Raw genomic sequence first — 17,529 nt, 5'->3', positions numbered from 1 at the left:
GAGTTTTCCTATCGCACCAACACGGTGCTGACTTCGTCTTTTTTGGCCTGACGAACGGTGACCTTGATACCGAGCGACATCCACCATCCGATCCGCGCTGCATCCGGCTCACATCCGGTCAGCCACGCCGTTACAACCACACCGCGCAGGTAGCACTTCAACCACCAAGCCATGCGCAGTTCTACTGCGATGCTTCCGACCTTGCTCATGTGCGACTCCGGTTCCAATGGTGATTGGGATCGAGGGGCCGACCTGACTCTGTGCAGCCGACCATGCGCCCGGACTTCTCAAGGCGCTGCTTGGTCGAGTCGTGGCAAAGCTTGCAGAGCGGCTGCCAGTTGCTCTGATTCCAGAACAACTTCCACGCCGATTTGATTCGGTCAGGATCTTCACTCGCCTTGGCGTCTTTCAGCCTGGGCGCCACAATGTGGTCAACGATGATTGCCGCAACAGGGCGAAGGTCCGTCGAACACATGCAACACAGCGGATAATCACGAAGAAATGCATCGCGAGATTTTTGCCACCGGTAGCCATAACCACGGGCGGCGCTGCTGGTTTGATCAGGACTCGACATCATCCGACCTTCCAAACGCTTGAGAGATTGCCTGCGCTCTTGCACACCGACCCCACGAACACCGCAAGGATCAACACCAGCGGTCCGGCATACGGCGGAACCACCAGCAAACCCTTGCTGATGAACACCATCGTCGCGCCTGCGCTTGTCATCACTGCCCACGCGAGGCAACTCATGCTCCGGCGGAACCGCGCGCCATTGCGGCGAAAGGTAAACAGTCGAATGAACAGCACAAGACACAGCCAGAATGTTGCCTGCGTGAGCACTGCGGGAATCAGTAGGTTATCCATCCTGACCTCCGGGCTGATCTGTGAGTTTGCCTCCCCGCTTGATGGCGGCGAGCGCGACAGTCACGACCAGTACCGCTGCACCGAATGCTGCTGGCCCTGAATACCTGAAGGGACGAACGCCCCAGAGCTCAAAATCCCCCATGGCGGGGGCAAACAGGTAACCCATAACCACCGACACTAGGAAGAACACCAGGCGCTTCCACACCGGCAGTTCCTCCGTCGTCATGAAGAAGACGATTGCACCGGCCAGCGCGCCAACCGCCGCGTAACTATCGACTCCGGCAATCAACCCCGCGAATCCGGCACCGGCAGCGCCGGCCACCACCACTGATGCGGTCGTGCTCGCTGGCTCGCCCATGCTCGTACTCCATTGCAGTCACCCAAGGGGCGGGAAAAGAAAACCCCGCCGGAGCGGGGTTTGGTGACGGCCTGGGGATGGCCGGGTGAAGCTGCACAGCACTGTGCTCAATGGGCGATCTACCTAAGCGGTTCTCGCATATCGTGGTGACTTTTTACGCTGCTCCGGAAAGACCGAAAAGAGGCGTTTTTCGGTACAACCAAATCTGACCAGAACGCGACCACAATACGACCACAACACGACAATGTGTCCGGACGAACGGTCATACGTGATCCCTGCCCAGCTTGGCGACCATCAGCCTGCTATGGCTATGTTTCTGCATCTGCCCACCTGCGCCGCGCGCTGCGCTGTTGCGATCCGCCATGATCAATAGCACCTGCTGATGAAGCCGGGTTACCCAATTCCGATAGGTCCGATCCGCACCTTCGGCGATGCAGAGCGCGCGCATCTGCTCCCGTATAGACATCTGCTCCAGATACCGATACTGCGCCAGACTCGCCAACGCACAACCCTTGTCACTGGTGCGGCGAAGCTGAGCAAGTGCGGCGTCCACCTCGCTGGTGACGTGATCCATCCCCGCAGCGCCTGTGATGATCCGCGAACCAGGCGTTCCCCGAGGCGCAAGGCCTTTCCACTCCATGATCGATCCCATCTGGCTGCCGATCCCACCGCCTAGGCCGTACCGACGGTGATGCTCACCCCAATGAATCATCAGCTCCTCGATTTCCTTGATCATGCCCCAATCCCCCAAACAATCAGACCCAACACAAAAAACGGGCTAGCCGACACAAACCCAACACACAAAAAAACCATACAAATCAATTGATTAATAAATGCTGTGTTGAGTGTGTTGGGTTTGTTGGGTTTTTCAGGGTTCGCATGGGAAAAGATTCTCTCAACTGAAAGCGGTGAAATATTCTGCGCACATGCGCGCCCGCGCGCGTAAACCCAACACACCCAACACACCCCTCTAGAAACCCCGGTTTTCGGGCCTGCGTGATGTGTGGGGTTGCCAAACGAAGCCCAACACACGGTCAGCACACCCAACACACTTTTGGACGTACTCATGCGGCAACCGCCTTAACGTGGTCCCACGCCTCGACATTCCAGCCTGCCAGCTTCGCCTTGGCGCGCCACGCCTCGACTGTCTTGCCCAGATCGGCTGCCTTCAGCGATGGGGCGAGGGAAGCATCTGGATCATCAGGAAAGAAGAACGCCCCGAACTTGCGGTCGTTACGTTCCGTCCATGGGATGGATCGTGTTTTCTCGACCTCCGAGCTCAAGAAGAGGGAGAACTTGGTCTGACTCATCGCGTGCTCTTTGTTGCGATGGCACCACTCGATAAACAGGGCGTACAGGTCGCTTGAAAGGCACACCCCCCATAGGCCAGCGCCCAGTTCGCCGTATTTCCACAGCTGAAGGAATGTTTGCCAGCCTGCGCGACTGAGTGCGACCAGACGCTCACGCGCCGAGGTGCTTGGAGGCCGAGTGCGCTGATCGAAGTCGCCAAGGTCGACGCGCAACAGCCAGCCATACAGTGCCGCCACGCCGCCGTTCTGCAACTCAAGACCAATCGCCTTCTGGCGGGCTACAGGCAGCGTTTCATTCGGCCACATCACCAACATTCGACGGTCACTCTCGCTGATGGGCCAAGGCAGGATCTCGTTGCTCAGGAACACGGCGTTCATGTGATTGGACTCTTCCCAACCATTGATGAATTTCGATTCCATCCGCACGGTTTTACCGGTCACCAGGTGCTTGATTTTGCCCACTTGGTTGTAACGCTGGTCACGGCTCACGACCTCCTCGAACACCGCCCAAAGCTTGCGGCTTTGCCAGGCGTTGAAGTTGCTTTCCAACTGGGTCTGACCCACCGTTGCGGCATACTGGCCGTAAAGCGCGCCAAACGTGTCCGCAAATAAAAGACTTTTGCCTGAGCCTTCCATGGTGGAGTGCATCAGCACCGCCGTGTCCATCTTCGCGCCCAGGTGCTGCAGCGGATAAGCCAGCCAGCGAGTCAGCCACTCATGCGCGCTGTCGTCGTGGTTGCACAGAAACGAAATGAGCCACCGCAGATTCGCGCAGGCCTCGTCGTCATCAACTGGCTCAAGCGGCAACCCTTCAAACGTGTTGATGTACACGCCCGGATCCTTGGTCATCGTCGGGTCGAAAACAATGTGGTCGACGTCCACGACACGGCGATCAGCACTGTTGAGCCAGAGCGCATAGGCATCGCCCAGAGCCATCTTCACCGCGCCTTCGGGGACGCGTCGTTTCTTCTCGCGATCCCACACGTCCTTCGTTCCGTCGATGTAAACATAGCGCTCGACAGGCGCCATACCCAGCGCCCCGCCTTTCTTGCCGGCCATCTTGCGAACCTGCTCGAACTCGCGCACCTGGTCGTCGGCGATCAGCTTCTTTTTGGGATTATCAATCCACTCCTTCGCGAGAGACTTTCCGACCAAGGCCTCGAACGCAGACTTCTTCATTACCCGTGTCTTATCGATGTCCCATACCTGCGTGGTGCCTTCCACCAAAGCAAAACGCCGCAGCAGCTGGTCAACCGTCAACCCGTCCCCCGCCCCCCCGTCGTTGGCAGGAGCCGCAGCTTCTGACGGCCCAAGGTCGGCCTCTTCGGGTGATGGGGCTGGGGGAAGATCTGGCTGCGGCGGGCGAGCAGCCTGCATACCCAGCATGCGTGCCGCTTCTTTCACGGCCCGCAACTGATCGCCGCCGTGCTCGAGCAGGCAGTAAACCTCGAACGCATCGTTCTGATGGCCGTTGGCAAGTGGATCAGCGCCATGGTGCGAATACACCTTGCCGTCGGTGATCGTGATGCCAGGCAAGCCGGTACTGCTCTGTGCGTACAACCATTTCTGGCCGCGCTTGATATACCCGTGCGCTTTCAGCAGCTCTTCGACATCATGGCAACGGTTGAACTCGTCGATTACAGACGGCTGCTTACCGTGAGTAGAGACAGGCTTGGGTTTTTGCTTTGACTTTGGCTGCTCGATCTTCGGCGCCCAAGGGCATGCGGCCTCGGCATCACGCTTGAAGATGTCCCAACCATTCCAGATATTCAGCAGGTCAGCAGTCAGGACCGGCAGACCGTCAGAAGAAGGCGGAGTGCGCCAGGTGTAGGGCTTACCAGTGCCAGGATGGATCGACGGCGGGAGCACGTCTTGCACAAGGCCGGCGCGGAGCTCAAACACCGTGATGCGCGCATACTGCTGTGCTTCGACGCGGTAAAGCTTCTCCCGCGCCGTGTCCCCGGCATCTTTGGCGGTGTTCGCTTTCATGATCAGCGACTTGTGCTTCGAGCCGTCCGGATCATTCGGATTCGGCCACGCGAGGGAATGGCGAGTGAGGTCGAGGCCATCAGGCACAGCGAATAGAATGCGGAAGCGCGCCGGGTTACCGACAACTGTCGGATAGACTTCGGCCAGCGCGTCCAGATCCAAGCCGAGCAGGTCTGCAAATATCTGTCGGGTGTACTCGACGTCATCGACATCCAGCGAGCAGACACGACTTGGCCCCAGCACGACGCCCATGTTGTGCTTCGAGTTCGACGTCCAGAATTTCTCAGCCGCGTCAGGATCGGTGATGTACCCGCCGGGCTTATTCCAGCCAAATCCTTTCGGCGCCTTCTCACCCGGCTCGATGGATACCAGAGCCAGGTTGAAGGTTTCGATGTAACGCCGAGCCCATGTTGCGATACTGCTTGGGTTCGAGCGGTCGGTCATCTCCGCTGCTCCCGCAACGCCTGGCAGCTGACGCAGGTTTGGCAACCTAACACCTTCTGCTGCCGCAACAGCGGGATCGGGTCGTCACAGACCTCGCAGAATTCAGCACTGGCACGCACCGGGCCTGTTGCCCGACGCTGCAATGCGACATCCAGCAAGTACTGGGCTTGATCGTTAGCGATATCTGCGACGTCAGCCATTCTGGCGATCCTCCATCGCCTGACGCGCGCCGGCCATGATGCCCAGCACTTCGCGAATCACATCTGCCCCGTGCTTTTCAAGGTCGATGACCTCGTGCAGCTCCCAGATGTTATCTGCTGCGCCGTCGTGCATTTTGGCAACGAATTCGCCCGTCTCACCCAGCAGTTTGCCTACGGCGAGCAGCGCTTCCTTTGTCGCATCGACCGGTACAGGGCGGTACCAAACCGCGCCCGCCGGACGAACCAGCGCATCGAGGAGACGAGGGTCAGCTGTCAACCGAATGACCTCTTCAAGCTCGTCAGGATTCAGCCAGCGCCGCTCTTCATCCAGTTTGAGTTTCTTCTGGAGGGCGTCGTTCTCGATCACCATTTCGAAGGCCAGGGCAGTCACACCACCCTTGTAATCACGCCCCGCGCGGTAAAGCGCTTGGCGCAATGAAAGAACCGGACCAGTGTCCGGCAAAAGATCAGAGCGACTCATAACCGTAAAATCCCCTTTTACGGTGTAGCCATAGAAACGGGCACGCCCTATCCTACGACCACGACCGGTGTGCTGTGCTAAACGTGCTGTGCGGCACGCTCATCGTTCGAGCCGACCAGGCGATTCTTGTGGTGAGAGGACTTGGTCGGCGGTTCTCCAGCGCTAAGCGCTGGCTTGTCTGGGTCGGGGTGATACTTGTGGTGAGAGAATCCCCGGCCCGGTAGTTCTAAGCTGCTAATGACTGCCTCAGATAAGCCCAGTCAATATCTGGCCTTAGCTGATCACAGGTAACCGACCCTTTGGATTCTCGATCGATGCTGACTGCCAGTGCGGCACCGGCGCGCCGGTTGTTGTATGACACCTGCCTGAGCTGCCCGACGGTTGTGTCACAGCGCCTCGCAAAGTCCTCGAGGCCTGCCTTATCAAAAACCTTTAAATATTCGTGCAGAGTCATATGCACCTCCTATTGAGAAGCGAGATTAGCAATTGCTAATTGGCAGCGCAATAGCAAACCGTAATTTACTGTTTGCTAACGCGCATGGATGATTGCGCAATGGATATCAGCACACAGCGAAGAGCCGCTCTGCGGCAGGTGATGGGCAACCTTAGCCAGAAAGACTTTTCCGACCTTCACGGGCTGGATGCTTCCTATTTGTCGCAACTTTTGAATGGGCACAGGAAGCTCGGCGAGAAGGCAGCGGCGAACCTTGAAGAGAAGATCGGCCTTCCCAAGGGCTCACTGGTCAGCCCGCAGATACCAGATGAAGCGCAGGCGTTGACGCCAGTTCCGTCAGTCAATCCCCTCCCCAAAAAACGGGTCATGGAGGCGCTTGGATTCGTCACGATCCCGCATCTCAACGTGGCGGCGTCAATGGGTCCGGGTCATGCCCCAAATCATCAGATCGAAGTAATCCGAGATCTGACAGTCCATTCTGACTGGCTCAAATCTCAAGGGCTGGCATATTCCGCTTTGGAAAACCTCGCCATCATCACGGGCGACGGGGACAGCATGGATCCTACGTTTAAGGACGGCGACGCGCTGCTGGTGGACAAGGGAATAACGACGGTTCGAACTGATGCTGTCTATGCGTTTACGCTCGATGGAGACCTGTTCATCAAGCGACTGCAGCGCATGACTGGAGGAACGCTACGGATGATCTCTGACAACCCTGTATACCCGGCAATCATGATCGATGGTGTGGACCTGGAGAAAATCCACATCCACGCACGCGTACTGATGGTCTGGAACGCCAGAAAACTTTGATCCTGATGAGTCCAATAAACCCGCTCTGTGCGGGTTTTTTTATGCTCACACACCGCAGGAGTACATTAGTACTCTTTTGTTGCGAGCAAACCCCATCGCGGATACTGTATGCACATACAGTAACCAAGGAGGAAACCCCATGGCATCAAAACAACCAAAGTCCCCACCCCTGCCGACCTCACTCCAAATGCTGGGTGCGCGCCTACAGAAAATTATCAACTCGCCAGCAGCCCAGAAGGCGCGTGCAGCAGTCATTTGCAAATCTCCAGATGAGCGGCAAGAAGACTGGGAAAGCATCCTAGAAGCTATTGCGGAAACGGACGGCGTTCACATGACGCAGCTTGAGGATGACTCCGTTCGATTAGCTTGGGTGGTACCGGAAAAAGATTGACCCTCAAATAATTTAGCAATTGCTATTGCATAATTATTTAGCTATTGCTAATTTTTACCTTGTCCACCTCTCACCACAAGGTAAAAACTAATGCAAACAGCGCAGCAAGCTAACCGCTGCAGGGTGTTCCTTCACCCCGCAGCGGCAACCTCAAAAGCGTCAATTGAAGCCATTCAGCGCCGCACAGGCCTCCTGATCATCACCACCCCGAAGCAACGTCATGCCCAGCTGAATCAGGCAGAGGACTCGGCGCCGTGGGGAGGTGACGCAGCATGAGCCAACTCCTCATCGGCCTCACCGGACCTGCCCGTACGGGCAAGAGCACCACGGCGCATCACCTCGCGCTCGAGCACGGCTTCGAGTGCTACGCCTTCGCTGATCCGCTCCGCGACGCACTAATGGCGATCTTCCAACTGTCGCCAGAGGATTTCGAGGGCGCAGCAAAAGAGGAACCCATCGCATGGCTGGGTCGCTCCCCCCGACAACTAATGCAACTGCTCGGCACCGAGTGGGGCCGTCACATGATCAGCGCGAATCTGTGGGTCGACCTGGCCGAGCAGCACCTTGATGCTCTCGCCAACGCATCGTGGCCCTCACCAAGCTTCGTGATCAGCGACCTGCGCTTTGAGAATGAGGCGGACTTTGTTCGCAAGCGTGGCGGCGTGGTCGTCCATCTCCAGCGCTTTGACGCACCGAAAGTTAACCCTCACCTCAGTGAGGCAGGCGTTTCGCTTCACAAGGATGATCTGGTGCTGGTCAACGATGGCGATCTGGCAAGCCTGCATCACCAAGTCGAATCAATGCTGCATGCACTGCACGCTCGTCGCACCCGGTCAGCAGCCTGAGCACCCGCCATGAACAGAACTCTCGACGAGACCGCTGCCGTGCTGGGCATCAAACCGCGAGCCTTCCGGGCCAAGCTGCGCGATCTGCACATCCTGACCAAGGATGGCGATCTGGCAAGCCATCATCGCGAACGCGGCTACCTGTATTCGGACACCCGCAGTACCTGGAACCCGAAGCTCGGCAACTACCGCCATTACGCCGTCGTGATGGTGAAAGAACCGGGCGTGGAATGGCTGGCAAAGAAGCTCGGGGTCATCGTTACCAAGATCAACAAGGATGCAGCAGCATGAATCAGACCGCGATCACACACGCCGTCGGCGCCCTGAAGCTGGTTCCGATGTTCTTGAACCACCCCACCGTCATCAGTCGGGCGACGCTGATCGGCGCGACCACCGAAGCGCTGGCGATGCTGGAGGGGTTGCCGCCCGTTACGCTCGAACTCGCCGAGGTGTTTCGCCTGGTCGACGCGGTCGTGCGGGCGGGCCAGGTGGCTTACGTCACTCCAACCAACAGTCCGGAGCGTCCCTACGGCGCCGTCGTCGCGGACGAACGCGGGAGGCTGCTTGCGACCGCGACAGGCAAGTCGCCCAAAGGACTCGCCGAATTGATCCGGCTGCAGTTGCTGCCTTCAGCAGAGGGGCCGGGGGAGCACGCAGCGTGAGCGCAACCTTAACCCAACTGCGCAGCGAGTTTGCCACTCCCTGCCCCACACTCGGCGCGGTCAGAGAGCGCTATTTCTCGCACATCGCAAGCGACAGGTACCTGCTGCGCAAGATCAACGCAGGGGCCATTCAGCTCAAAGTGACCCGGCTAGGCGGGTCGAGCAAAGGGCAACCAGTGGTGTATTTGCACGACTTGGCTAACTACCTCGACATGCAGCGCAGCAACGCAGCCTGAATTCTCACCACAACTACACAGAAGGCACAGCACATGAAAGCAACAAACACCGCCGAGTTTATCGGCGAACTTAATGCGGGAGTGTTTGCCGATCAGATCGGCCATGCCCTTTCGGAAGTTGCGGCAGGCTTCGTGGACAACGGCACCTTCAAGCTCGCCAAGTAACATACGAGCCCACCAGTCATAAGCCCACCGCCGGCCTCTCACCATGGCGACACCACCGGCGGTGGCACCCACTATAGGACGCACAGCACATGCACCCCATCCATTTCATCGCTCTGGCACTCGCCTCCGTGCTGGCTTTCAGCCTGTTCCGGATCAGCGCAAAAGCCATTGCAAGAGATCGCCGCTACCAATTCGCAGAGGGCAGAGCTGCGGGCCGGATCGAAGGCCGCTCCGAGCGAGTGAGCGAACACAATGCCTTACAGCAATCCGATCTGGACACGCTGCTGGCGATCTCCAAAACGCTGCACGTCGCCCATGAGACATGGCGCATCCTCCCGCACACGGAGCGGTATCGGACGCGGGTACTTGAACACTTCGCCGCACTGAACAAGATCGCAATTCGCATCCAAGGCGAAGATGGCACCGCCTCCAACGGTACAGCAGACCAGGAGAATGCAGCATGACCGGGATTCATCCAACCTCCACCATCTGTATCTACCACGCCAATTGCGCGGATGGCTTCGGTGCAGCCTGGGTCGTGCGCAAGGCGCTGGGTTCTGACGTCGAATTCCACGCGGCCTCCTACGGCGAACCCGCACCGGACGTCACTGGCAAGGACGTGGTCGTAGTGGACTTCTCCTATCCGCTTCAAACCCTTGTGATGATGAGCCAAGTGGCTGAGTCCGTGCTGGTACTGGACCACCACAAATCCGCACAAACTCAGCTCGACACCGTGCCTGCTGCTGGCATAAATCACTTGGACGCTCCACAGGATATTGGTCGACTGCACGCTTTGTTCGACATGAACCGCTCAGGCGCAGGCATCGCATGGGACTACTTCTTTCCCGATGCGCCGCGCCCGGCGCTGATCAACCACATCGAAGACCGCGACCTCTGGCGCTTTTCAATACCAGGTACAAAAGCTATCACCGCCGCTATCTTTAGCTATCCGCATGACTTTGAGGTCTGGGATTATTTGGCCGAGACTGACCTTCGCGAGCTGGCCTTGGAGGGCTCCGCGATTGATCGCAAGCATCAGAAAGACGTCAAGCACCTCGTTGAGACGACACGCCGCGAGATGTTGATTGGCGGTCATACAGTGCCAGTCGCAAACCTACCGCCAACGATGGCGAGCGATGCAGGCAGCTTGCTGGCCAAGGGCTCTCCGTTCGCAGCTTGCTATTGGGACACATCAGACGCCCGTCAATTTAGCCTGCGCAGCACAGACGAAGGCGAGGACGTATCGCAGGTTGCAACTCAGTACGGTGGCGGCGGACATCGCAACGCGGCCGGATTCAAAGTCGCACTTGATCATCCTCTTGCGCTGTCGACCAACTTGGCGTGGCTAATACCTGGCGGACCGCCTTTCCCTCCTGGTGGTCAAGGTCTGCCACGTTACGGGCTACGCTGGAACGGCCCAACGCTGCCTCTCTCAGTTCCAATGGATGACGGCTACTGGACACCCTGGCACCTGGCAGACCGACTCAACTCCGAACTCGCCGAACTTAAACGCGCCGACGAATGCTGGTCAGCCGTGGTGAGCTACATGCTCGGCGATGGCCGCACACAAGAGCCACTGGAGTTCCTACGTTGCTGGAATGACGGCAACTTCCAGGCTATCCGCGACGAATGGCCGGATGCACCGAAAGAGGTTTTCTACGCCGACCCTCTTTTCAAGGGAGAGGCATCATGACGACCGCCGTCGATATGTTCGCAGGACTCGGGGGCTGGTCCACTGGCGCCCGCGATGCAGGCGTCGAGGTCCTGTGGGCCGCAAACCACTGGCCTGAAGCGGTCAAGTGGCACGAGGCCAATCACCCGCAGACACAGCACGTCTGTCAAGATCTTCACCAGGCGCGCTGGGAGTTGGTGCCGAGCCATGATTTATTGCTGGCCTCCCCGTGCTGCCAAGGCCACTCCCGCGCTCGCGGCAAAGGGAACGGCAACCCACAACATGACTCATCACGCTCAACCGCATGGGCCGTGGTGTCGGCACTTGAATTCCACAGACCAGACGGCGGTGTACTGGAAAACGTACCCGAGTTCACCCAGTGGGCACTTTACCCCGCCTGGGTCGCTGCGGTCGAAGCGCTGGGCTATCAGGTAGCCCCGCACGTCGTCGACTGTGCAGACCTTGGAGTACCGCAACACCGGGTACGGCTATTCCTTGTTCTGACCCGCAGCCGAGCGCCATTAATGCTGCAACTGCATCGATATCAGCATGTCCCTGCGGCCAGCTTCTTGGACTTCAACGCGGGCAAATGGTCGCCAATAGTAAGACCAGGCCGAGCCGTTGCCACGATTGAACGGGTTCGAAACGCCCGCAAACGCTTCGGTGATCAATTCATCATGCCGTACTACGGCGCTGGCTCAGGGCTGACCGGGCGCGACATCAACCGGCCAATCGGAACCATCACCACGCGGGATCGTTGGGCACTAGTAAGAGGAGATGAAATGCGCATGGTTAGCGCCAATGAAGCGCTTGCAGCTCAATCGTTTGGGGCGAACACCCTGCGGCCTAACAATCACAAACTGACGATGCACATGGCAGGCAACGCAGTACCGCCGCTTGCCGGACGCCGTGTGATTGAAGCGTTTTTGGAGGCCGCATGACCACGCCACGCTGGGTACTGATTAATCGAGCATCCGAACTTACCGGCTACAGCGAAGACGCCATTCGCCACAAGGTGAAGAACGGCACATGGGCGCAAGGCCGGATTTGGCGCAAGGCGCCCGACGGGCGCATCACCATCAACATGACGGAGTACGACAAGTGGGCCGAGAGCGCACCGCAGGAAGCAGCCTAGAAACTGAGCTTGCAAAACACAAAGGCATTGAACTTCACGGCGGCTACCTGCGCATCGTTTTCATGTGGCGCCGCAAGCGCCATCGCCAGTCGCTCGGACTGCCTTCTACAAAAGCCAATATCAAGCACGCCGCCCAATTAAGGGCGGCGATTCTTCATGAGATTAAGACCGGCACATTCGATTACGCTCGGCATTTCCCGGACTCGGTCAATAGCAAAAACAAAACCTCGCGCAAGGACGAGTCGTTAAAGCAACTGATCAAACGCTACAAGCCGCTGAAGGCAGTTGATATAACCCCGATGACGGAAAGCAAGTATGAGGTCGCCCTGGATATTTGCGTTGAACTGGTCGGCGCTGATCGATTCGCCAGCATCTTGCTGCCAGAGGACATACAACTACTGCGCACTCAACTAATCACAGATCGGGCACCCTCGACGACCAACCACTACTTGGCGACCTTTGCGGGCTTTTTATATTGGTGCGAGAACAACGGCTACGCTCGGGCCGGACTGGCGGCAACGTGCAACCGATTCGCGATGGCGGCCAAGGATCCTGACCCGCTTACACGGGATGAGTTTGATCGATTGCTGAGCAAAGGATGCCTGCACATCCAGGACAGCGCTGCGATTACGCTGGCGGTATTCACCGGGCTTCGCCCAGGGGAACTATGCGCCCTCGGCGTTGAGGATATTGATCTTGACGCGGGCGCCATCAAGGTGACCCGCGCCATTACCGCGGATGGCGACTTCAAAGTGCCAAAGACGGAAAGAAGCCGTACAGTTCTGCTGATGCCTCCAGCGTTAGAAGCCTGCAGACAGCTGATTGCGCTCGTAGCAGATCTGAAGCCTTTAAAGGTGCAGGTATTCCTGAACCGACACGAAAGCAGGATCGACGAGGTAACCCCCCTTTTATCGCCAGGCACTCAAGCTCGCAAAGAAGTCATCAACGAATGGTTCACGCCGACGGCATGGAACACCAAGTGGGGAAACGTACAGCGCAGGGCGGGCATTCGTCACCGACGTCCTTATCAGACTAGGCACACCTATGCCTGCTGGTGCCTGAGCGCTCGTGGCAACCTCGCGTTCATTGCGAAGCAAATGGGCCACAAGGATTTCACAATGCTGGTTGAGGTATACGCAAAATGGATGGACGATGAATCAGAAGCAGAGCTAAAACATATTTGGAACGGTATATGCACAGCCCGCAATCGGTAAGTCAATAGCGACCTAAGCCGCTATTTCACCCGACAGAAAGTTAAGCGGCCTTGACGAGAGCTTCCAGTTCCTGAACGACCTGGACGCATTGCATGCAGCGCTGATAGTGAGCGTCAGCGTCAATATGAGTGATAGTCTTGCCAAGGTCGTAATCAGCCTTACGGCGATTACCGACAAGCACCTTCAACATATATCCAACACGCTTACGTTTCATCCGCACATCCATATCCAGCGACATATCATCCTGGTAAAAAGCGCGCAGCTTTTCATGACTAGGACCAGCACGGTCCGAGACTGGTGGAACGTTGACCTTATCAGCGTATGCCAACGCACCATGATAGACGCCGTAGTATGCGCGGGATACCGAGTTCCGAAGCCTGCTCTCAGTCGTTGGTAACGCGTGGAGAAGCTCCAGAGCATCCGTGCAAAAATCACTATAAGTAACCGGCATTACTTAAATCCCTATATCATGCCGCATCTACAGTGACGGGCGGGTGGAAGCTTACGACATTGTATACAAGTCGATCCCAGCAAGTTAACTCATCACACTCAAGAATTAACTGGACAACTCTATCATTGACTTGAACAAGCTCAGAGGCACTTTTGGCGTCAACTGCCAATTCGACATACACATGACTCACACCATCGAAATTACTGAGCCGCTCAAGCATATGACGAGAATTGAAGCCAAACTCAGTCAAAGCTTTTTCGACTAGTGCGCCAGCGATTTTGAACTGGGACTCAGGAACACCTACGACGTCAAGATGAGTCCGGATGGATTCTATCGTATTCACGTACGTCAGCTCCGTAATATCAAAGTCTGGATTCGCTCTCTGAAAACGCCCCAGGACGGCATCGTACTTTTCGAAATCACCAATGAATGTCATCAGCTGAAGTACGTTGCTAACGTGGTCCGGGTTTGCAGGATCCATCTCCGCAGCTTTGCAATAGAGCGGCAGCGCTTCAAGCGACCGTCCGAGCCGCTTCATCGAGACAGCATAATTAACTATCTCGACCAAGGAGTACGAAAGCTTGAGAGATTTTTCGTGAAGCTCTTTGCTTCCGGGGTAGTCGTTCAGGATTGACCGCAGCATGCCACCGAGCATGTAGGACTCGCTCGCATCACTCTGCTTCAGGCGATCAATATCTCGCTGGAGCGATTTGACCTCGAACGGAGAGACTTCAGCCTGCTGAGACAGCAGGTTGATTTTCTCTGTGATTTCCGACGATTTTGTCTTGGGAACAGACATTTTTTCTCCTGATACGGCTTTCCATGCCCATCACTGCGTTGACTATAGACATCAGAGCCCGCGTGATGCGAAAAATTTCTTTCCTAGGAGGCGCACCGAGCCGCCTAGGAAAAAAATCTTGGAGTTCTGCGCTTGCTGGCTTGGAATTATGTTTGATTTTCAATCAGTTACAAGGCAGTGATAGCAACTGCATCGTAGTGACCTGAAGCACCACAGGGCTTCGTGTTAGGCTGACCGGGCGCCAGAGTATCAAATCGATTAGCGATTGAGCAGTGGCTGGCTTCTCAAAAATAAAGATTTCATCCACGAGATGCCCCAATTTTGCCCCACGACCTTTTAAAAAAATTCGTAAGCCATTGATGAATAAAGCTATTTCAGATCTTTCTTCGCACACCCCAATGATGCAACAGTATTGGAAGCTGAAAAATCAGCATCCAGACCAGTTGATGTTCTATCGCATGGGCGACTTCTACGAGATCTTCTACGAAGACGCCAAAAAGGCGGCGAAACTGCTCGACATCACGCTGACCGCCCGGGGGCAGTCGGCCGGGCAAAGCATTCCCATGTGCGGCATCCCGTATCACGCGGCAGAGGGTTATCTGGCCAAGCTGGTGAAGCTGGGCGAGTCCGTTGTGATCTGCGAACAGATCGGCGATCCGGCGACCAGCAAAGGTCCTGTCGAACGCCAGGTCGTGCGCATCATCACCCCGGGCACCGTGAGTGACGAGGCGTTACTCGACGAACGTCGCGACAACCTGATTGCTGCGGTGCTGGGCGATGAGCGCCTGTTCGGGCTTGCCGTCCTGGACATCACCAGCGGTAACTTCACCGTTCAGGAAATAAAGGGCTGGGAAAACCTGCTCGCAGAGCTTGAACGTATCAACCCGGTTGAGCTGTTGATTCCCGACGACTGGCCACAAGGTTTGCCCGCCGAGAAGCGCCGTGGCGCGCGTCGCCGCGCCCCTTGGGATTTCGAGCGCGACTCGGCGCACAAGAGTCTGTGCCAGCAATTCTCGACTCAGGACCTCAAAGGCTTTGGCTGCGAAACCCTGACCCTCGCCATCGGCGCTGCGGGTTGTCTGCTGGGTTATGCCAAGGAAACCCAGCGCACGGCGTTGCCACACTTGCGCAGCCTGCGTCACGAACGCATGGACGACACGGTCATTCTGGACGGTGCCAGCCGCCGCAACCTGGAGCTGGATACCAATCTGGCCGGCGGCCGCGACAACACCCTGCAATCCGTCATGGACCGCTGCCAGACCGCCATGGCCACGCGCCTGCTGACGCGCTGGCTGAATCGACCATTGCGCGACCTGAAGGTGCTGCAGGCGCGTCAGGAATCAATCGGTTGCTTCCTTGAGCGTTATCGCTTCGAGAACCTGCAGCCGCAGTTGAAAGAAATTGGCGATATCGAACGGATTCTCGCGCGTATCGGCTTGCGTAACGCGCGTCCTCGGGACCTCGCACGTCTGCGCGACGCCCTCAGTGCGCTGCCGGAGCTGCAATTGGCACTGGCCGAACTGGAAGCACCGCACATTCAGCAACTCGCCCGGACCGCCAGCACTTACCCGGAGCTGGCCGACCTGCTGCAACGGGCCATTATCGACAATCCGCCCGCCGTGATCCGCGACGGCGGCGTGTTGAAAACCGGCTATGACGCCGAGCTCGACGAACTGCTGTCACTGAGCGAGAACGCCGGCCAGTTCCTGATCGACCTGGAAGCACGTGAAAAAGCGCGCACAGGACTTGCCAACCTCAAAGTCGGTTACAACCGTGTGCATGGCTACTTCATCGAGTTGCCGAGCAAGCAGGCCGAACAGGCGCCTGCCGACTATATCCGTCGCCAGACGCTCAAGGGTGCCGAGCGCTTCATCACCCCGGAGCTCAAGGAGTTCGAGGACAAGGCGCTGTCGGCCAAGAGCCGCGCGCTGGCTCGCGAAAAAATGCTCTACGAAAGGTTGCTTGAAGACCTGATCGGTCATCTGGCACCGCTGCAGGACACCGCTGCTGCGCTCGCCGAACTGGACGTGCTGAGCAACCTGGCTGAACGTGCGCTGAACCTTGATCTGAATCGGCCGCGCTTCACCGACGAGCCTTGCATGCGCATCGAGCAAGGCCGTCACCCGGTGGTCGAGCAAGTATTGTCCTCGCCCTTCGTGGCCAACGATCTGGACCTGAACGACAACACCCGCATGCTGGTGATCACCGGTCCTAACATGGGCGGTAAATCCACCTACATGCGCCAGACCGCGCTGATCGTCTTGCTGGCCCACATCGGCAGCTTTGTTCCGGCGACCAGTTGCGAGCTTTCGCTGGTCGACCGCATCTTCACCCGTATCGGCTCCAGCGACGATCTGGCGGGAGGACGGTCCACGTTCATGGTCGAGATGAGCGAAACCGCAAACATCCTGCACAACGCCACGGACAAAAGCCTGGTGCTGATGGATGAAGTCGGCCGCGGCACCAGCACGTTTGACGGCCTTTCGCTGGCCTGGGCTGCGGCAGAATGTCTCGCCCAACTGCGCGCCTACACGCTGTTTGCCACGCACTATTTCGAGTTGACGGTGCTGCCGGAAAGCGAACCGCTGGTGGCCAACGTTCACCTCAACGCCACGGAGCATAACGAGCGCATCGTGTTCCTGCACCGCGTGCTGCCAGGCCCTGCCAGTCAGAGTTACGGCTTGGCCGTGGCCCAACTGGCGGGGGTTCCAGGCAAAGTGATCAGTCGTGCCAAGGAACATCTGCAGCGTCTGGAAACCACCAGCCTGCCGCATGAACAGCCCAAGCCAAAGCCCGGAAAAGCACCAGCGCCGCAGCAGGCCGACCTGTTCGCCACGTTGCCGCACCCCGTGCTTGAAGAGCTGTCGAAGCTGAAAATCGACGATATGACGCCGCGCCAAGCTATCGAATGGTTATATGGACTGCAAAACCGGATCTAACGGTATTTGCAACAAGCTGTTAGAATCCCGCGCGGTTTGGGAATGGTCCGGCTCTAGCCGGGCCGCAAGAGATCCGAGCCGCGTTCGAACACAGCGAACCAACGCTTCGC

The 17,529-nt window shown here is 57.5% G+C and carries 23 protein-coding genes; 13 read left to right on the top strand and 10 right to left on the bottom strand.

Features of this window, described 5'->3' with window-relative positions:
- Positions 1 to 8: 8 nt before the first annotated feature.
- From ABDX87_RS19935 to ABDX87_RS19900, 8 genes are all read right to left on the bottom strand, one after another.
- On the bottom strand, positions 9 to 209 hold the full coding sequence (locus ABDX87_RS19935) for a hypothetical protein (RefSeq protein ID WP_346829423.1): 201 nt from the start codon (positions 207 to 209) through the stop codon (positions 9 to 11).
- A 364-nt stretch (positions 210 to 573) separates the two neighbouring features.
- Entirely contained in the window at positions 574 to 864 is a 291-nt protein-coding gene (locus ABDX87_RS19930) for a phage holin family protein (RefSeq protein WP_346829422.1), read from the bottom strand.
- Positions 857 to 1,222, bottom strand: coding sequence for a putative holin (locus ABDX87_RS19925; RefSeq protein ID WP_346829421.1), 366 nt, complete (start codon positions 1,220 to 1,222; stop codon positions 857 to 859). The genes ABDX87_RS19930 and ABDX87_RS19925 overlap by 8 nt, the downstream gene beginning before the upstream one ends.
- Before the next feature lie 262 nt (positions 1,223 to 1,484).
- Positions 1,485 to 1,958 (bottom strand): hypothetical protein, encoded by a 474-nt coding sequence (locus tag ABDX87_RS19920; RefSeq protein WP_346829420.1) that lies wholly within the window; start codon positions 1,956 to 1,958, stop codon positions 1,485 to 1,487.
- Between the two features lie 328 nt (positions 1,959 to 2,286).
- Positions 2,287 to 4,965, bottom strand: coding sequence for a DUF5906 domain-containing protein (locus ABDX87_RS19915; RefSeq protein WP_346829419.1), 2,679 nt, complete (start codon positions 4,963 to 4,965; stop codon positions 2,287 to 2,289).
- Entirely contained in the window at positions 4,962 to 5,165 is a 204-nt protein-coding gene (locus ABDX87_RS19910) for a TraR/DksA C4-type zinc finger protein (RefSeq protein ID WP_346829418.1), read from the bottom strand. The genes ABDX87_RS19915 and ABDX87_RS19910 overlap by 4 nt, the downstream gene beginning before the upstream one ends.
- A complete protein-coding gene (locus tag ABDX87_RS19905; RefSeq protein WP_346829417.1) occupies positions 5,158 to 5,646 on the bottom strand; it encodes a phage regulatory CII family protein in 489 nt (162 codons plus the stop codon). The genes ABDX87_RS19910 and ABDX87_RS19905 overlap by 8 nt, the downstream gene beginning before the upstream one ends.
- A gap of 226 nt (positions 5,647 to 5,872) precedes the next feature.
- Positions 5,873 to 6,100, bottom strand: coding sequence for a transcriptional regulator (locus ABDX87_RS19900; protein ID WP_346829416.1), 228 nt, complete (start codon positions 6,098 to 6,100; stop codon positions 5,873 to 5,875).
- A 99-nt stretch (positions 6,101 to 6,199) separates the two neighbouring features.
- On the opposite strand from ABDX87_RS19900, the gene ABDX87_RS19895 reads away from it, so the two are divergent.
- The 12 genes from ABDX87_RS19895 (at position 6,200) to ABDX87_RS19840 (ending at position 13,230) form a co-directional block, all read left to right on the top strand.
- The gene (locus tag ABDX87_RS19895) at positions 6,200 to 6,910 is read left to right on the top strand and encodes a LexA family transcriptional regulator (protein WP_346829415.1); all 711 of its coding nucleotides are present in this window, start codon (positions 6,200 to 6,202) and stop codon (positions 6,908 to 6,910) included.
- A 139-nt stretch (positions 6,911 to 7,049) separates the two neighbouring features.
- Positions 7,050 to 7,301, top strand: coding sequence for a DUF1654 domain-containing protein (locus ABDX87_RS19890; protein ID WP_346829414.1), 252 nt, complete (start codon positions 7,050 to 7,052; stop codon positions 7,299 to 7,301).
- Between the two features lie 272 nt (positions 7,302 to 7,573).
- Entirely contained in the window at positions 7,574 to 8,146 is a 573-nt protein-coding gene (locus ABDX87_RS19885) for a deoxynucleotide monophosphate kinase (RefSeq protein WP_346829413.1), read from the top strand.
- Between the two features lie 9 nt (positions 8,147 to 8,155).
- Complete coding sequence (locus tag ABDX87_RS19880; protein ID WP_346829412.1) at positions 8,156 to 8,437, top strand: phage antirepressor KilAC domain-containing protein; 282 nt, start codon at positions 8,156 to 8,158, stop codon at positions 8,435 to 8,437.
- Positions 8,434 to 8,808 carry a hypothetical protein gene (locus ABDX87_RS19875; protein ID WP_346829411.1) on the top strand — a complete coding sequence of 125 codons (375 nt, stop codon included), beginning with the start codon at positions 8,434 to 8,436 and terminating at the stop codon, positions 8,806 to 8,808. Before ABDX87_RS19880 ends, ABDX87_RS19875 begins: the two co-directional genes overlap by 4 nt.
- Complete coding sequence (locus ABDX87_RS19870; RefSeq protein ID WP_346829410.1) at positions 8,805 to 9,044, top strand: pyocin activator PrtN family protein; 240 nt, start codon at positions 8,805 to 8,807, stop codon at positions 9,042 to 9,044. The genes ABDX87_RS19875 and ABDX87_RS19870 overlap by 4 nt, the downstream gene beginning before the upstream one ends.
- A 33-nt stretch (positions 9,045 to 9,077) precedes the next feature.
- A complete protein-coding gene (locus ABDX87_RS19865; RefSeq protein WP_346833717.1) occupies positions 9,078 to 9,209 on the top strand; it encodes a hypothetical protein in 132 nt (43 codons plus the stop codon).
- A gap of 89 nt (positions 9,210 to 9,298) precedes the next feature.
- Positions 9,299 to 9,673 carry a hypothetical protein gene (locus tag ABDX87_RS19860; RefSeq protein ID WP_346829409.1) on the top strand — a complete coding sequence of 125 codons (375 nt, stop codon included), beginning with the start codon at positions 9,299 to 9,301 and terminating at the stop codon, positions 9,671 to 9,673.
- Entirely contained in the window at positions 9,670 to 10,902 is a 1,233-nt protein-coding gene (locus tag ABDX87_RS19855) for a phosphohydrolase (protein WP_346829408.1), read from the top strand. Before ABDX87_RS19860 ends, ABDX87_RS19855 begins: the two co-directional genes overlap by 4 nt.
- Positions 10,899 to 11,822 (top strand): DNA cytosine methyltransferase, encoded by a 924-nt coding sequence (locus tag ABDX87_RS19850; RefSeq protein WP_346829407.1) that lies wholly within the window; start codon positions 10,899 to 10,901, stop codon positions 11,820 to 11,822. The genes ABDX87_RS19855 and ABDX87_RS19850 overlap by 4 nt, the downstream gene beginning before the upstream one ends.
- On the top strand, positions 11,819 to 12,016 hold the full coding sequence (locus ABDX87_RS19845) for an excisionase (protein ID WP_346829406.1): 198 nt from the start codon (positions 11,819 to 11,821) through the stop codon (positions 12,014 to 12,016). The genes ABDX87_RS19850 and ABDX87_RS19845 overlap by 4 nt, the downstream gene beginning before the upstream one ends.
- A complete protein-coding gene (locus tag ABDX87_RS19840; RefSeq protein ID WP_346829405.1) occupies positions 11,983 to 13,230 on the top strand; it encodes a site-specific integrase in 1,248 nt (415 codons plus the stop codon). The genes ABDX87_RS19845 and ABDX87_RS19840 overlap by 34 nt, the downstream gene beginning before the upstream one ends.
- Positions 13,231 to 13,270: 40 nt before the next feature.
- Here the strand turns inward: ABDX87_RS19840 and ABDX87_RS19835 are convergent, their stop codons facing one another.
- Positions 13,271 to 13,681: a hypothetical protein gene (locus ABDX87_RS19835; protein WP_346829404.1), complete on the bottom strand. Its 411-nt coding sequence runs from the start codon at positions 13,679 to 13,681 to the stop codon at positions 13,271 to 13,273.
- Between the two features lie 16 nt (positions 13,682 to 13,697).
- Positions 13,698 to 14,480, bottom strand: a complete 783-nt coding sequence (locus ABDX87_RS19830; RefSeq protein WP_346829403.1) for a tetratricopeptide repeat protein — start codon at positions 14,478 to 14,480, stop codon at positions 13,698 to 13,700.
- Positions 14,481 to 14,851: 371 nt separating this feature from the next.
- On the opposite strand from ABDX87_RS19830, the gene mutS reads away from it, so the two are divergent.
- On the top strand, positions 14,852 to 17,419 hold the full coding sequence (gene mutS, locus ABDX87_RS19825) for a DNA mismatch repair protein MutS (RefSeq protein ID WP_346833572.1): 2,568 nt from the start codon (positions 14,852 to 14,854) through the stop codon (positions 17,417 to 17,419).
- The last annotated feature ends 110 nt before the right edge of the window (positions 17,420 to 17,529 follow it).

Origin of the sequence: Pseudomonas abietaniphila (assembly GCF_039697315.1) — a bacterium.
GTDB lineage: Bacteria > Pseudomonadota > Gammaproteobacteria > Pseudomonadales > Pseudomonadaceae > Aquipseudomonas > Aquipseudomonas abietaniphila_B.
The sequence above is the reverse complement of the archived record's forward strand: the minus strand, read 5'-3'. Positions and strand labels throughout refer to the sequence as shown.

Coding starts and splice junctions, on each gene's coding strand:
- ABDX87_RS19885 (WP_346829413.1), top strand. CDS start 7,574: ATGAGCCAACTCCTCATCGGCCTCACCGGACCTGCCCGTACGGGCAAG.
- ABDX87_RS19875 (WP_346829411.1), top strand. CDS start 8,434: ATGAATCAGACCGCGATCACACACGCCGTCGGCGCCCTGAAGCTGGTT.
- ABDX87_RS19845 (WP_346829406.1), top strand. CDS start 11,819: ATGACCACGCCACGCTGGGTACTGATTAATCGAGCATCCGAACTTACC.
- ABDX87_RS19930 (WP_346829422.1), bottom strand. CDS start 864: ATGGATAACCTACTGATTCCCGCAGTGCTCACGCAGGCAACATTCTGG.
- ABDX87_RS19835 (WP_346829404.1), bottom strand. CDS start 13,681: ATGCCGGTTACTTATAGTGATTTTTGCACGGATGCTCTGGAGCTTCTC.
- ABDX87_RS19935 (WP_346829423.1), bottom strand. CDS start 209: ATGAGCAAGGTCGGAAGCATCGCAGTAGAACTGCGCATGGCTTGGTGG.
- ABDX87_RS19880 (WP_346829412.1), top strand. CDS start 8,156: ATGAACAGAACTCTCGACGAGACCGCTGCCGTGCTGGGCATCAAACCG.
- ABDX87_RS19830 (WP_346829403.1), bottom strand. CDS start 14,480: ATGTCTGTTCCCAAGACAAAATCGTCGGAAATCACAGAGAAAATCAAC.
- ABDX87_RS19925 (WP_346829421.1), bottom strand. CDS start 1,222: ATGGGCGAGCCAGCGAGCACGACCGCATCAGTGGTGGTGGCCGGCGCT.
- ABDX87_RS19855 (WP_346829408.1), top strand. CDS start 9,670: ATGACCGGGATTCATCCAACCTCCACCATCTGTATCTACCACGCCAAT.
- ABDX87_RS19865 (WP_346833717.1), top strand. CDS start 9,078: ATGAAAGCAACAAACACCGCCGAGTTTATCGGCGAACTTAATGCGGGA.
- ABDX87_RS19860 (WP_346829409.1), top strand. CDS start 9,299: ATGCACCCCATCCATTTCATCGCTCTGGCACTCGCCTCCGTGCTGGCT.
- ABDX87_RS19890 (WP_346829414.1), top strand. CDS start 7,050: ATGGCATCAAAACAACCAAAGTCCCCACCCCTGCCGACCTCACTCCAA.
- ABDX87_RS19905 (WP_346829417.1), bottom strand. CDS start 5,646: ATGAGTCGCTCTGATCTTTTGCCGGACACTGGTCCGGTTCTTTCATTG.
- ABDX87_RS19910 (WP_346829418.1), bottom strand. CDS start 5,165: ATGGCTGACGTCGCAGATATCGCTAACGATCAAGCCCAGTACTTGCTG.
- ABDX87_RS19915 (WP_346829419.1), bottom strand. CDS start 4,965: ATGACCGACCGCTCGAACCCAAGCAGTATCGCAACATGGGCTCGGCGT.
- ABDX87_RS19895 (WP_346829415.1), top strand. CDS start 6,200: ATGGATATCAGCACACAGCGAAGAGCCGCTCTGCGGCAGGTGATGGGC.
- ABDX87_RS19920 (WP_346829420.1), bottom strand. CDS start 1,958: ATGATCAAGGAAATCGAGGAGCTGATGATTCATTGGGGTGAGCATCAC.
- ABDX87_RS19850 (WP_346829407.1), top strand. CDS start 10,899: ATGACGACCGCCGTCGATATGTTCGCAGGACTCGGGGGCTGGTCCACT.
- ABDX87_RS19900 (WP_346829416.1), bottom strand. CDS start 6,100: ATGACTCTGCACGAATATTTAAAGGTTTTTGATAAGGCAGGCCTCGAG.